The organism is Saccharopolyspora galaxeae, assembly GCF_016526145.1.
Taxonomy (GTDB): domain Bacteria; phylum Actinomycetota; class Actinomycetes; order Mycobacteriales; family Pseudonocardiaceae; genus Saccharopolyspora_C; species Saccharopolyspora_C galaxeae.
Window position 1 is genome coordinate 392,225 of the sequence record NZ_JADDUE010000006.1, and the last position, 14,390, is coordinate 406,614.

General features: G+C 70.9%; 8 protein-coding genes. 6 read left to right on the forward strand and 2 right to left on the reverse strand.

Annotation, left to right across the window (positions count from 1 at the left end; translation table 11 throughout):
* Positions 1-257: 257 nt before the first annotated feature.
* Positions 258-1,532, forward strand: a complete 1,275-nt coding sequence (locus INP57_RS16625; RefSeq protein ID WP_233627649.1) for a cytochrome P450 — start codon at positions 258-260, stop codon at positions 1,530-1,532.
* A gap of 42 nt (positions 1,533-1,574) precedes the next feature.
* On the opposite strand, the gene INP57_RS16630 is transcribed toward INP57_RS16625, so the two are convergent.
* Positions 1,575-2,792 carry a cytochrome P450 gene (locus INP57_RS16630; protein WP_200071122.1) on the reverse strand — a complete coding sequence of 406 codons (1,218 nt, stop codon included), beginning with the start codon at positions 2,790-2,792 and terminating at the stop codon, positions 1,575-1,577.
* A 376-nt stretch (positions 2,793-3,168) separates the two neighbouring features.
* On the opposite strand from INP57_RS16630, the gene panB reads away from it, so the two are divergent.
* A complete protein-coding gene (panB, locus tag INP57_RS16635) occupies positions 3,169-4,023 on the forward strand; it encodes a 3-methyl-2-oxobutanoate hydroxymethyltransferase (protein WP_200071123.1) in 855 nt (284 codons plus the stop codon).
* Between the two features lie 319 nt (positions 4,024-4,342).
* A complete protein-coding gene (locus INP57_RS16640; protein ID WP_200071124.1) occupies positions 4,343-5,128 on the forward strand; it encodes a DUF8817 family protein in 786 nt (261 codons plus the stop codon).
* A 90-nt stretch (positions 5,129-5,218) separates the two neighbouring features.
* Here INP57_RS16640 and INP57_RS16645 read toward each other — a convergent pair whose 3' ends face one another.
* The gene (locus INP57_RS16645; RefSeq protein WP_200071125.1) at positions 5,219-6,964 is read right to left on the reverse strand and encodes an NAD+ synthase; all 1,746 of its coding nucleotides are present in this window, start codon (positions 6,962-6,964) and stop codon (positions 5,219-5,221) included.
* Between the two features lie 82 nt (positions 6,965-7,046).
* On the opposite strand from INP57_RS16645, the gene INP57_RS16650 reads away from it, so the two are divergent.
* The 3 genes from INP57_RS16650 (at position 7,047) to INP57_RS30365 (ending at position 13,909) form a co-directional block, all read left to right on the forward strand.
* Positions 7,047-8,618, forward strand: a complete 1,572-nt coding sequence (locus tag INP57_RS16650) for an alpha/beta hydrolase (protein ID WP_200071126.1) — start codon at positions 7,047-7,049, stop codon at positions 8,616-8,618.
* A 107-nt stretch (positions 8,619-8,725) separates the two neighbouring features.
* The gene (gene glnA, locus INP57_RS16655; RefSeq protein WP_200071127.1) at positions 8,726-10,069 is read left to right on the forward strand and encodes a type I glutamate--ammonia ligase; all 1,344 of its coding nucleotides are present in this window, start codon (positions 8,726-8,728) and stop codon (positions 10,067-10,069) included.
* 105 nt (positions 10,070-10,174) lie between these two features.
* Entirely contained in the window at positions 10,175-13,909 is a 3,735-nt protein-coding gene (locus INP57_RS30365) for an FkbM family methyltransferase (RefSeq protein ID WP_200071128.1), read from the forward strand.
* The last annotated feature ends 481 nt before the right edge of the window (positions 13,910-14,390 follow it).

Consider the following 14,390-nt stretch of genomic DNA (forward strand, 5'->3'; position numbering starts at 1 on the left):
ACGGCACCGCGGCCGGCGCGGATGCGCGGGCCGACCGCTCGAGTTCAGCTCGGGTTGAGCGCGCGGCGGATGCCGACTCCCGTCGCCGGCGGCAGCGGCGGCGCTCCGGCCTGTCTGCCGGGCACCGTCGAGCCGGCGTCGCCTGCCGACATCCGAACGCGCAGGCCCTCCGCAGCACCGGACCCCGACAGCACGGTGTTGCGAACCGGGCACGGCACGCCCTTCCAGTCCACGGAAATCCGGGAGTTCCCACCCCCATGACGAACCCTTCGGCCGACGAACAGATCTGGCCTCCGGCCACCGGCACCGACCCCGAACAGTGCCCGGTGCAAAACGGTTCCATCCCCCTCTACGGGCCGCGGTTCCAGCAGGACCCGGCCAGGCTCTACCGCGAAATGCGCAACCAGTACGGCCCGGTGGCGCCGATCGAGCTGGAAGGCGGGCTGCCCGCCTGGCTGGTGCTCGGCTACCGCGAGATCCACCAGGTCGAGACGAACCCCGAGTTGTTCGCCCGGGACACCCGGCGCTGGAACAGCTGGGACCGGGTCCCGGACAACTGGTCGCTGCTGCCGTTCGTCGGCTACCAGCCGTCGCTGATGTTCACCGAAGGCGCCGAGCACCAGCGCCGCACCGGCGCGATCGGGGAAGCGCTGGACGCGATGGACCAGTTCGAGCTGCGCCAGCTGTGCGAAGGGGTCGCCGACCGGCTGATCGACGGTTTCGCGGGCAGCGGCTCGGCGGACCTGATGAGCCAGTTCGCCCACCCGATGCCGCTGTACGTGATGGCGCGGCTGTTCGGGCTGTCCGAGGCCGAGGCCGCGCCGCTGATGCAGGACCTCACCGACACCGTCGCCAGCGATGACGGCGTCGCCGCGCACCAGCGCATCAACGACCGCATGGTGCGGCTGGTCGAGCGCAAGCGGGAGTGGCCCGGCCCGGACGTGCCGTCCCGCCTGCTGGCGCACTCCGCGGGGATGACCGCCGACGAGATCGTGCAGGACCTGCTGGTGGTGCTCACCGCCGCGCAGCAGCCGGTGGCGTACTGGATCGGCAACGCGCTGCGGCTGATGCTCACCGAGGAACGGTTCGCGATCACCCTGGCGGGCGGGCGCCGCAGTGTTGGCCAGGCGCTCAACGAGGTGCTGTGGGAGGACACCCCCACGCAGAACTTCATCGGCCGGTTCGCCAGCCGCGACACCCAGCTCGGCGGCCACCGCATCCAGACCGGCGACATGCTGGTGCTCGGTTTCGCCGGTGCCAACACCGACCCGCAGGTGCGCCCGGACGCCTACTCCGACTCGGTGGGCAACCACGCGCACATGTCGTTCGGGCACGGTGAGCACGGCTGCCCGCACCCGGGGCCGGAGATCGGTGCGGAGATCGCCCGCACCGCCATCGAGGTGCTGCTGGACCGGCTGCCCGACGTCGACCTGGCGGTCGAGCCGGAAGATCTGATGTGGCTGCCTTCGGTGTGGATGCGCGGGCTGGCGGCGCTGCCGGTCGAGTTCAGCGCGGGCAACGTCGCCGGGTGAGGCGCCGGCCGCGTCCGGCGCCTGCGCTCCCTCGGCCCAGCGTTATGCGGGCGTGAATCGGACCGGGACGGACACCGGGCCGCGGGTGAACACCCCGTGGTCCGCCGGTTCGTGGTCCGGTTCCAGTTCGGCGTTCGGCATCGCGTCCAGCAGGTGGTTGATCCCGACGTCGATCTCGGTCTTGGCCAGCAGCGCGCCGACGCAGAAGTGCCTGCCGAGCGCGAACGCCAGGTGGTCGGCGGCGGCGGTGAACGCGGTGCGCGCGGGCAGGTCCTCGCGGAAGATGTTGAAGCTCTCCGGCTCGGTGTAGTGCCGGTCGTCCCGGTTCGCCGCCCCGATCAGGCAGGTGAGGGTGCTGCCCGCGGGCACGACGCCGCCGGAGAGCTCCACGTCCTCGGCGGGCTGGCGCATGATCATGTGCACCGGCGGGGAGAACCGCAGCGACTCGGCGAACGCCTGCGGGATCAGCTCGCGGTCTCGCTGCACCGCCGCGTACTGCTCCGGGTTCTGCAGCAGGTCCCGGAACATGCTGGCGATGGCCTTGTCCGTGGTCTCCCCACCGGCGGCCAGCAGCAGGCTGCAGAACGCCTTGATGTCCTCGTCGCTCATCCGCGTGCCGTCGATCTCGGCGGTGCACAGCGTGGACAGCAGGTCGTCGCCCAGGTTCTCCCTGCGGTGCTGGATCATCGGGATCATGTACTCGGCGAATTCCTCGCGGGTGCGCAGGCCCGCCGCGGCGACCTCTTCGTCCTGGCTGAGGTTGCCGAGGAACGCGATGATCGAGGTGTACCAGCCGCGGAACCGGACGCGATCTTCCTCCGGCAGGCCCAGCATGTCCGCGATCACGTTGATCGGGAAGCGGGTCGCGTACTGGCTGACCAGGTCGACCCGGCCGGTCCCGCGGAATTCGTCGACCAGCGCGCGGGAATTGCGCTCGATCACCGGCAGGAACTTCTGCTGCAACTCGCTGCCGCGGAACGCGGGCGCGACCAGCGCGCGGCGCACGGCGTGCTCGCGCCCGTCCAGTTGCAGGATCGTGCGGCCGTGCACCGGTTCGAGCTGCCAGTCGTAGTTCTGCGTGGTGAACACGGGTTCGCGGAAAGCGCGTTTCACGTCGTCGTAGCGGGAGACGATGTAGCTCTGCGTCGGCTCGTGCCAAAGAAGCGGATATTCGTCCCGCAGGATCTGATACGACGGGTACGGGCAGGCGTGGAACTCCGGCGAAAGGATGTCCGGGGCTTCGCTGGGCGGGGCCGTCATGCTGCTCCCTCTATGGTGCGGTGCGAAACCTGATCAGGCTAAGCAGGCTCGCAGAACAGCGTCCAGTAGTGGATCTTGAAATGGCCCGGAGGGCGCAGCGCACTGCGCCGATCGGGATCCTGATACCCCTCCTTCGCTGCGCGCGGTCACCGCCGGATGGGCCCGCTGATGATCAGCTCCGCGCGCGGGCCCGACCCGAACCGGTTCACCGGCGCCCCGCGCTGCGGCCGCCCGGCGGCTGCCACCGCCCAGCGCTGTGACTTCCGTCGTCGAGCCCTCCGGATGCCGCGTGGACCGTGCGACGCTGGCGGTGCAAGACGTTCTCCAACGCCCAGGGACCCGCTCGGCGGGCCTTGAGGAAAAAGGACGGTCGACGATGACTGCTGCACATTCGCCCGGTGAGACCGCGGCGCCCTACGGCACCGGCCCGGCGCGCCGCCGTACCCGGATCCACCACCTGCAACAGCTCAAGGAGCGCGGCGAGAACTGGCCGATGCTCACTTCCTACGACATGTACACGGCGCGGATCTTCGATCAGGCCGGGATTCCGGTGCTGCTGGTCGGCGACTCGGCGGCGAACAACGTCTACGGCTACGAGTCCTCGCTACCGGTGACCGTGGACGAACTGCTGCCGCTGGTCCGCGCGGTGACCGGAGCCGCCGAGCACGCGCTGGTCGTGGCCGACCTGCCGTTCGGCTCCTACCAGGCATCGCCGGAGCAGGCGCTGGCCACCGCGAGCCGGTTCATGAAGGAAGGCCGCGCGCACGCGGTCAAGCTCGAAGGCGGCAGGCGCTACGCGCCGCAGGTCGAAGCGCTGGTCGCGGCCGGCATCCCGGTGATGGGCCACCTCGGGTTCACCCCGCAGAGCGAGCACGGGCTCGGCGGGTACCGGGTGCAGGGCCGCGGCGACCAGGCGGACGAACTGCTCGCGGACGCCGAGGCGCTGCAGGAGGCGGGCGCGTTCGCGGTGGTGCTGGAGATGGTTCCCGCCGAGTCGGCCAAGCGGCTCACCGCCGAGCTGCGGGTGCCGACCGTGGGCATCGGAGCCGGCCCGGACACCGACGCGCAGGTGCTGGTGTGGACCGACATGGCCGGGATGAACACCGGGCGCACCGCCCGGTTCGTGAAGCGCTACGCCGACATCGGCGGCCAGCTCGCCGACGCCGCGTCCCGCTACGCCGACGACGTCCGCAACGGCTCCTTCCCGGCCCCGGAGCACTCCTTCCACTGACCGGCACGGCTGCACAAGCCGTTGCCGACACGCCCGCACACCACCCGAACGCACCGCTCCCGATCGGAGTGAGCGGACCGTTCGCCGCAAGAACGGTCGTGCCGTCTCGGCTGAGCCGAGGCGGCCTCGGGTGGTGTGTTCCGGGTTCAAGCGCCGTGGTTGCCGAGCCGCGCTCGACGGCGGGATCGAAACCCATCGGCGCAGTGCTCGAAAGCATCGAGTTCGAGTGCTCGATAGCAAACTGTTTCCGCAGGCCAGCGCTGCGGGGAAGGATCACGAAAGGTCGCCGTCGGCGCCGCCGCGTCCTTAAAGTCGAGGAATGGCAACCGATCCCACCACGCCGGACGCCGCTGCTGGGCTGGGCCCGAGCGTCATCGCGAACGAGTCGACCACACCGATCCTGCCGTGCGTGTCCGTGGAAGAAACGAAGAACTTCTACGAGTGCCTGGGATTTCGCACCACCTACGAGCAGCACCGGCCGTACCGCTACCTGGTCGTCGCCTTCAGCGGATTCGAACTGCACTTCCGGAAGGCCCCGCGCGGCATCGACCCGGCCGATGAGGACGGCGGCGCGGCCATCGTGTTCGTGGACGCCGTCGCCCCGTACTACGCCGCCTTCGTGGCGGCGATGCAGGCCGCGCACGGCAAGATCCTCGCGAAGGGCCTGCCCAGGATCACCAGGCTGCGTCCCGGAGCCTCCAGGTTCAGCCTCTTCGACCCGTCGGGCAACAACATCGTCCTCGTCCGGCGCGACGAGCCTGTTGAACTGGAGTACGGCGGGTCTGCGACATTGACGGGCCTGGCCAAGGCACTGGACAACGCGCGCATCTACAGCGAGTTCAAAAGCGACGACCGCGCCGCCTTCCGGCATCTCAAATCCGCATTGCGCAGGCATCGCGACGATGCCCCGGCCGTGGACCGAGCACTCGCCATCGCAACACTGCTGACGCTCGCGGTCGCACTCGACGACGAGCGCGAAGCTCCTGCGCTGCGCCACGAGCTGGCCGGCATCTCGCTCACCCGGGCCGAACAGCAGCGGGTCGACGCCGCGCTCGCCGAGGTCGACGATGCTCGCGCGTTCGGGGACGAGCCCGCGCCGGGATGAGCTGCCGCGGTCCGCGCCCGACACACCCGGAGCTCACCGCACCGGGGATCGGAGTCGGCCACGTAGTCGTGCGGACTCCCGCAGCGAACGTCAGGGGCGGCTCTCCCGCCAGCGGTTGGTCATCGGCAGGCGGCGGTCCCGGCCGAACGCCTTCAACGTGATCTTCGTGCCTGGCGGGTACTGCCGCCGCTTGTACTCGGCCCGGTCCACGAGCTGGATCACCCGCTCCACCAGCTCCGCGTCGAACCCCTCGGAAACCAGGTCCGCGTACCCCAGATCGCCTTCCACGTAGCCGCTGAGCACCACGTCCAGCACCTCGTACGGCGGCAGCGAGTCCTGATCGACCTGGCCCGGCCGCAGCTCCGCCGACGGCTCCTTGCTGATCGAGTTCTCCGGGATCGGCGGCACCTCGCCGAGCTTTTCCGCCTCCGCGTTGCGCCACCGCGCCAGCTCCCACACCAGCGTCTTCGGCACGTCCTTGATCGGCGCGAAACCGCCGACCGCGTCGCCGTAGATGGTGGAGTAGCCGACCGCGAGCTCGGTCTTGTTGCCCGGCGCCAGCACCAGGTGCCCGTGCTGGTTCGACATCGCCATCAACGTCACGCCGCGGGCGCGGGCCTGCACGTTCTCCTCGGCCAGCCCGGTCAGCCCGAGCGGCTGCACGAAGGCCGTCACCTTGTCGGCGACCGGCACCTCCTCGAAGTGGCAGCCCAGCCGCCGCGCCAGGTCCGCGGCGTCCGACTTGGAGTGCTCCGAGGAGTAGTGCGAAGGCATCGAAACGCCGTAGAGCCGGTCCGGCCCGATCGCGTCCGCGGCCAAGGCCGCGCACAGCGCCGAGTCGATCCCGCCGGAGAACCCGAACGTCACCGACCGGAAACCGTTCTTGTGCGCGTAGTCCCGCAGCCCGGTCACCAGCGCCGCCCACACCTCGGCCGCGTCGGACAGCGGCTCGGCGGGCCGCGGAGCGGGCAGCGGCTCGTAGGCGGGCAGCGGATCCGGCGCCAGCACCGTGCGGCTCACGTCGAACGCGGGCATCCGGATCGGTCCCGGCTCGTCGGGGACCGTCGTCGAGGTGTGGCCGCCCGCGGCCAGGTCCACGTCCAGCACCGTCAAGTGCTCGGTGAACTGCGGCGCCCGCGTCAGCACCTCGCCGGCGGCGTCCACCACGATCGAATCGCCGTCGAAGACCAGCTCGTCCTGCGCGCCCACCATGTTCACGTAGGCGACCGGCGCGTCCGCCTCCGCGGCCCGGCGGGCCACCAGCGGCAGCCGCACGTCGTCCTTCGCGCGCTCGTACGGCGAGGCGTTCACGCACACCACCAGATCCACGCCCACCTGGCCCAGCGCGGCCACCGGCCCGCCGTTCTGCCAGATGTCCTCGCAGATCACCACGCCGACGTCCAGGCCGTGCAGCTTCACGATCGGCAGGTCGAAGCCCGGCGCGAAGTACCGCGCCTCGTCGAAAACGCCGTAGTTCGGCAGGTGGTACTTGTCGTAGGTCGCCACGACCTCGCCGCCGTGCAGCAGCGACGCGGAGTTGCGCACCCCTTCGTCGTCGCGGTCCAGGTGCCCGACCACGACCAGCGCGTCACCGCACCCGGCTTCGCGCAGCCGCACCGCCAGCGCCTCCACCTCGGCGCGGTTCGCCGCGGCGAAGGATTTGCGCAGCGCCAGGTCCTCCACCGGGTAGCCGGCCAGCACCGTCTCCGGGAAGGCCACCACGTGGGCGCCTTCCTGCACGGCCTTGCGGGTCCACTCCAGGACCATCGCGCTGTTCCCGGAAATGTCCCCGACCGTCGCGTTGACCTGGGCGAGAGCGAGTCGCAACTGCGGCATGGCGCAATCTTCGCGCACCAGCTCCGCGCTGGCCCACCGCCCGTGACGAACTCGACGCCGTGCGCGTGACACCATCCCCCGGATGAGTCGCCTGCTGCCCGCCATTTGCGCACTGCTGCTGCTCAGCGGCGCCGCCGCCTGTGGACCTTCCGAGGGACCCGAACTAGCGCCGCGGACGCAGCACAGCGGTCCGGCCGGGCCGGTGCCCGCCGGGCTGGAGCAGTACTACGGCCAGGAACTCGCCTGGGGGCCCTGCACCGAGTACGCCACCAGCAGCAGCGACCGCAGCGCCTACCAGGACCGCACGCTCGAATGCGCGCGCCTGCGCGTGCCGCTGGACTACAAGCAACCGCAGGGCAAGCAGGTCACCATCGGCGTGCTGCGCAAACCGGCCACCGACCAGGACTCCCGGATCGGCTCGCTCATGGTCAACCCGGGCGGGCCCGGTGCCTCCGGGATGAGCTCGGCCGCCAGCCTGGCCGGCACCGTGCGCAGCAACGACCTCGGCGAGCGGTTCGACCTCGTCGGTTTCGACCCGCGCGGCATCGGCGCCAGCGAGCCCGACGTCCAGTGCCTCAACGGCCCGGAGCAGGACGCCGACCGCCTGGGTTCCGGCTCCGACGGCTCCGGCTCCGGCGTGGCGCAGACCGCGCAGGAAGTGCGCGACTACACCGACAAGTGCGTGCAGCGCACCGGCGCGGACGTGCTCGCGCACGTCGGCACCCGCGACGTGGTCAAGGACATGGACGTGCTGCGCTCCGCGCTCGGCGACCCGAAGCTGAACTACCTCGGCTACTCCTACGGCACCCGCATCGGCTCCGAATACGCCGAGCAGTTCCCCGCGAACGTGCGCTCGATGATCCTGGACGGCGCGATCGACCCGACCCAGAACCCGATCGACTCGCAGGTCGCCCAAGGCGACGGTTTCCAGCGCGCGTTCGACTCGTTCGCGCGCTGGTGCGCCGGGGAGGACGACTGCGCGCTGGGCACCGACCCGGCGCAGGCGGTCGGCGAGTTCCAACGCCTCACCCGCCCGCTGCTGGAAAACCCCGCGCCGTCCGGTGACCGGCAGCTGTCCTACAGCGACGCCACCACCGCCACGATCCAGGCGCTGTACGCGCAGAGCCTCTGGCCCGCGCTGAACACCGGGCTCCAGCAGCTGAAGCAGGGCAACGGGAGCCTGCTGCTGTCGCTGGCCGACTCCTACTACGGGCGCGAACCGGACGGCTCCTACACCAACGTCACCGATGCGTTCAACGCCGTGCGCTGCGTCGACGACCAGCGGATCACCGATCCCGCGGTGCTGCGCGAAGCCGACCGCCGCTACCGCGAGGCGGCACCGTTCCTGGACGACGGCCGTCCGGCGGGCAGCGACACCGACAGCTGCGCGTTCTGGCCGGTGCCGGTGACCGGCGAGGCGGAGCAGCCGAAGGTGCAGGGCCTGCCGCCGACCCTGACGATCTCCACCACCGGCGATCCGGCCACGCCGTACCAGGCCGGGGTGAACCTGGCCAAGGCGCTGCACGGGCGGCTGCTGACCTACGAAGGCACCCAGCACACCGCCTTCCTGCAGGGCGACAGCTGCGTCGACGAGGCCGGGATCGACTACCTCACCGAACTCGAACTGCCCGCGGAAGGCACCCGGTGCGGCTGACCCCCGCGAGCAACATCCGGTCACGCCGCGTGCACGAATCCCGCGGTGACCCGGCCGCAACACGCACGGCCGGACGCTGCGCCGGGGCCAGGATTTAGGCTGCCAGCATGAACCGGCAGCAGGAGTTCGTGCTCCGCACCCTGGAGGAACGTGACATCCGCTTCGTGCGGCTGTGGTTCACCGACGTCCTCGGCATCCTGAAATCGGTGGCGATCTCGCCCGCCGAGCTGGAAGGGGCCTTCAACGAGGGCATCGGGTTCGACGGCTCGGCCGTCGAAGGGTTCTCGCGCATCTACGAGTCGGACATGGTCGCCAAACCCGACCCGACGACCTTCCAGGTGCTGCCCTGGGAAACCCCGGACGGCGAGCACTACTCGGCGCGGATGTTCTGCGACATCGCGATGCCCGACGGGTCGCCGTGCTGGGCCGACCCGCGGCACGTGCTGCGCCGGACCCTGTCCAAGGCCACCGAAGCCGGGTTCACCTGCTACGTGCACCCGGAGATCGAGTTCTTCCTGCTGAAGAACAAGCCGACCGACGGTTCCGAACCGCTGCCCGCCGACTCGGGCGGCTACTTCGACCAGGCCAGCCACGACGCGGCCCCGCACTTCCGGCGCAACGCCATCGAGACGCTGGAGCAGATGGGCATCTCGGTGGAGTTCAGCCACCACGAGGGCGCGCCCGGCCAGCAGGAGATCGACCTGCGCTACGCCGACGCGCTGACCATGGCCGACAACGTGATGACCTTCCGGTACACGGTCAAGGAGGTCGCGCTGACCCAGGGCGTGCAGGCGTCGTTCATGCCCAAGCCGTTCAGCGCGCAGCCCGGTTCCGGGATGCACACCCACTTCAGCCTGTTCGAAGGCGACCAGAACGCCTTCTACCACGCGGAGAACCCGTACGAGCTGTCCGACACCGGCCGCGCGTTCGTGGCCGGGATCCTCACGCACGCCCGCGAGATCAGCGCCGTGACGAACCAGTGGGTCAACTCCTACAAGCGGCTGATCGTCGGCGGTGAGGCGCCGACCGCGGTCTGCTGGGGGCACGCGAACCGCTCCGCGCTGGTGCGGGTGCCGATGTACTCGCCGGGCAAGTCCTCTTCGCGCCGGGTGGAGGTGCGCAGCCTCGACACGGCGTGCAACCCGTACCTGGCGTACGCGGTGACTCTCGCCGCCGGCCTGCAGGGCGTGCAGAAGGGTTACGAGCTCTCGCCCGCCACCGAGGACGACGTGTGGTCGCTGACCGAGGGCGAGCGCAAGGCCGCCGGGTACGACAGCCTGCCGCAGAACCTCAACGAGGCCCTGGCCGAGATGGAGAACTCCGAGCTGGTCGCCGAAGCCCTCGGCGAGCACGTCTTCGACTTCTTCCTGCGCAACAAGCGCGAGGAGTGGAACAACTACCGCAGCCGCGTCACGCCGTACGAGCTGCAGAGCCTCATGCCGATGCTGTGATCGTCCGGTGCGTGCGCCATCCCGCGCCCGGGGTATCCCGCCCGGCACCACGCCGCCGGGGATCACGCTGTCGGCGCACGCACCGCGGGGCGATAGGTTCGGCCCGTGACTGATTCGCAGGCGCACCCCGAGCCCTCCGGTGGTCCCGACCCCGAAGCAACGTCCGACCTGCTGGAGCACCGGTCGGACGAGCCGCAGTGGCCCGCCGAGAACCCCGACGAGGCCGAAGCGTCCGCAGGCGGCTTCGCAGAACCCGCGGGCGACGCCGAGCAGGCACTCCTGGTCGGATGCACGGTCGCAGGCCCGAGCCAGCTGCCCGCCGCCCGCGTGCTCGGGCAGTCCTTCTTGCGCAACCACCCGGGTGCGCGGTTCGTCGTGCTGGCCCTCGAGGACTCGGCGGACATGCCCGGCGAGGTCGTCCCGCCGCACCGGGTCGGGATCGCCGCGGACGAGTTCGCCCGGCTCGCCATGGCGTGCACGGCCGAGCAGCTGCGCGCGGTGCTGCGCCCGAGGTTGCTGCAGCACCTGCTCGCCTCCGGTGCGACCGTGCTGTACCTGGAACCGTCGGTGCAGGTCTTCAACGAATTCGACGACCTGCTGCGGGAACTGACCCCGGACCGCCCGGTCGCGCTGGTGCCGCGGGTGCTGCGCACGCTCTACGCGGACGGGTTCCGCCCGAGCGCCACGGATCTCGCCGAGTGCGGTCCGTTCGATCCCGGCGTGCTCGCGGTTCGCCCCGGCGCCGAGGACTTCCTCAACGCTTGGTCCGACCAGGTCCGCGCCGACCCGACCGTCGGGATGCTGCTGGACAGCGCCCCGGCGCTGGTCGACCACCTGGTGCTGCGCGATCCGGGCGTGGGCCTGTCGGTGTGGAACGCGGCGCAGCGCGAACTGATCACCACGGGCGACGGGGATCACGCGGTGGACGGCTCGCTGCTGCGCAGCGTGCACTTCGACGGCTTCCAGCCGCAGCGGCCGTGGCTGCTGTCGACGCACTACGCGGATCGACCGCGGGTGCTGCTGTCCGAGCATCCGGTGCTGGCGGGGCTCTGCGCGAGCTACCGCAACGCGCTGGTCGAAGCCGGCTACACCCGGGAACAGCCACATCCTTACGACGCGCTGCCGGACGGCACACCGCTGCCGGACGCGCTGCGCCACGACTACCTCGACGCTTGGCAGCGCGATGCGGCACCGGCCAGCCCCTTCCAGTCCGGCGACGCCGCGCGGGAATTCCTCGGCTGGGCCTGCGAACCGGCTGACGAGCAGCAGCGCGGGCACGGCGGCTCGCGCTGGACGGCCGCGGTGTGGCGCGACGATCCGGTGTTGCGCAAGGACTACCCGGACCCGTTCGGCGCGGACGCGGACGCGTTCCACGACTGGTGCGCGGGTGTCGGGGTGGCCAGCGGTCGCGTACCGGAAGCCGCCGTCCGGCGGCTCGGCGACACCGAGCGCTCCGCACTGGTCGACCAGCTCGGAGTCGCCGTGCTCGGCTCCGGGCGCACCGCGGAACTGGTGCGCGCCGCGGTGCGCGCCTCCGGCCTGCCCTCCGCCGACACGCCGTACTACCCGGTCGTGCTCCGCTGCGAACCCGGCCTCGCGGTGCCCGCCGGGCGCCACCTGATCGACGTGCACCCCGACACGGCCACCGAATCGGTCGAAACCTGGGTGCTTTCCGAGGCCACCCGGCAGGAGGCGCGACGGGCAGGCGGTCCGGCCGCGCGGGTCGTGTCGCTACCGGTGCTCGATCCCGGCCCGGTCGACCTGCCGACCCGCAAGGGCGCCCGCGCCCGCTACGGGCTCTCCGAGGAGTTCGTGATCGGCGCGTTCGCCGATCACGCCGACGAGCACCGCGACAACGTGCTCGGCCTGGTGACCGCGTTCCTCGCGGCTTTCCCGGACCGCGACGACAGCTGCCTGCTGATCGCCGTCACCGGCGCGGCCGAGCACCCCGAGGCAGCCGAGCGCCTCCGGCTGGCGACCGTGTCCGATCCCCGCATCCGGCTGGTGGAGGACGAGATCGGTGCCGGAGTGCTGCTCGCCGCCTCCGACTGCGTCTGCTCGCTGCACCGCGCCGAGGGCGGCGACGCTTACGCGATGCGGTTGCTCGACGTGGCCGCGCACGGCGTGCCGGTGATCAGCGGCGATTACGGCGCGGTCAGCGAACTCCTAGGCGCCCGCGGCGCCAAACTGGTGCCTTGCCGAGACCAGGGCGAGCCGGACATCGACGCCGCGTCCGCGATGCTCCGCGCGGCCGCGGACGACCCGGAAGGCACCGCCGAGTTCGGGCTCTCCGCCCGAGACCACCTGTTGGCCGAGCACAACGTCGGCGATGCCGCCGCGCGGCTCCGCGAACACGTCGAGCACGCCTACCGCAACTGGCGCACCAAGTGGGCCAAGGACCGCCACGGCGACCTCGACGACCCGCTGCACCCGCTGCTGGCGGCTCGGCACGCGCTGCACCGCGCACCCGATGTCGGCGCGGGCGGTGGACGCAACGCCGTCGCTCCGGCGCTGCGCAAAGCCGTGCTGCGGATGCTCAGCCACTACGACGAGCACATCCGGGACGTGATGCGCTCACTGGTCGACGGCGTCGAGAAGACCGCCGCCGAGCTGCTGCGCCGCCAGTACGACGCCGACGGGGGAGGGGCCGAGCTCGACCTGCTGCGCGCCGACCTCGGCCGCATCGACCAGCGCCACGACCGCCTCGACGAACGCTTGACCAGCATCGACGACGGGATGGTCCGTGCGCGGGCGGACCTCGCCGACCAGCACCGCAGGCTGCGCGAGCTGGAAGGCGCCGGTTCCGCGGATGCCGGCTCGGACCGCACCGAGAACCTGGCGCAACGTCTGGACACCCTCACGGGTGCGGTGGAACGAACCCTCGACCGCATCGACGCGCTGGAACGCGACCGCGCCGAACCGGCCCGCGACCAGGAGCTCGAAACCGGCCTGCGCTCTGCTTCGCACGACGCCGCCTACGCTTTGCACCGCACTGACGTGCTGCAACGCATCCTGCTGCGCGAGCACGAACGCAACACGGGAACCGGGGACGGCAGCAGCGCCCCGGTCCTCTGCGACGCCGGCCTGCTGCGCCTGCCCGCCGACGACAGCTTGATGTTGCCCTGGCTGTCCTCGCACGCGACTTGGGACGCCGAGGTCTCCGGCCTGATCGATTCCCTGCTGGAACCCGACGGGATCTTCGTCGACATCGGCGCGTACGTCGGCTACCAGACCGTCCGGGTGCTCAGCAGGCTCGGCAACAGCGGCGCCGTGGTCGCCGTCGAACCCTCCGCGGCCGGCCGCGAGCTGCTGCAGCACAACGTCGAGATGAACGTGCCGACCGCGACGGGACACCGCCTGGTCACCATCGCGGACGCGGCCTGGGACGCCCCGGGTGACCTGGTGGCCGAAGAGTCCTTGGCCGGCGGCATCGCGGTCCGCCCGCCCGGGGAGTCCGATCCGGCGGAAGTGCAGACCGTCCCGGGCGTCCGCCTGGACCGCGAACTGGAGAACAACGCCGAACTGGAAGGCCGCAAGCTTTCCGTCGTGCACGTCGACGTCGGCGCCCGGGCGCACCGGGTGCTCGGCGGACTGGTCCGCCTGCTGCGCCGGGACCGCCCCTCGATCGTGTGCACGTTCACGCCCTCCGGCATCCAGGAACTCGGCGACGACCCGGCGACCGCCCTGCGGGAGTTCGGCACCTGGGGCTACGAGCTGGTCCCGGTAGGCCGTACCCAGCCCGTCTCCGCCGCGGAGCTGCTGGAGGCGATCGACGCGGCTGGCGCCACCAGCACGGTCAAGCTCTGGCTCCGACCCAAGAGCAAACCCCAAGCCGGATGAGCACCCACGCTGTCAAGCGTCCGACCAGGCGATTTGACTTTCACGGAGGGTGTGCGTAACTTCTTCCGGGTCGTACGGAGCGCCGGACGGAACAGGACGCAAGAGCCTGGCGAGGACGGCGGAAGACGGCAGCATCCGGGATCTGATCCCGGACGCGCCGACCGGGACGCGCGGGTTTGACACCGCGAAGCGCACCGGGTAACGTACACAAGTCGCCAAGTTGCGGAGACGCTCAACAGCGGTCTCAGTGCTTGGCAGTGGACAACTCCAGACGGGTCGAAGGATCGGCCGGCCAGGGCGCGGGTGACCGTGAGGTGACCCCCCTGAAAACGGCGGGGTTCGGGCCTGCTAGAGTTTGAAACATCAGCAAGACGAAGAGATGACTCCCCGGGGTTTTGGTGCCTGGTTGGTGCTGGGGTTCTGGTGTGGGTGTGTTCTTTGAGAACTCAACAGCGTGCCGATGATGGTGAGTGGTAGTACT

What these genes read in the sequence shown, in the direction of transcription:
- INP57_RS16625 (WP_233627649.1), top strand. Translation starts at nt 258, where the DNA reads ATGACGAACCCTTCGGCCGACGAACAGATCTGGCCTCCGGCCACCGGC.
- INP57_RS16645 (WP_200071125.1), bottom strand. Translation starts at nt 6,964, where the DNA reads ATGCCGCAGTTGCGACTCGCTCTCGCCCAGGTCAACGCGACGGTCGGG.
- INP57_RS16640 (WP_200071124.1), top strand. Translation starts at nt 4,343, where the DNA reads ATGGCAACCGATCCCACCACGCCGGACGCCGCTGCTGGGCTGGGCCCG.
- panB (WP_200071123.1), top strand. Translation starts at nt 3,169, where the DNA reads ATGACTGCTGCACATTCGCCCGGTGAGACCGCGGCGCCCTACGGCACC.
- INP57_RS16630 (WP_200071122.1), bottom strand. Translation starts at nt 2,792, where the DNA reads ATGACGGCCCCGCCCAGCGAAGCCCCGGACATCCTTTCGCCGGAGTTC.
- INP57_RS16650 (WP_200071126.1), top strand. Translation starts at nt 7,047, where the DNA reads ATGAGTCGCCTGCTGCCCGCCATTTGCGCACTGCTGCTGCTCAGCGGC.
- glnA (WP_200071127.1), top strand. Translation starts at nt 8,726, where the DNA reads ATGAACCGGCAGCAGGAGTTCGTGCTCCGCACCCTGGAGGAACGTGAC.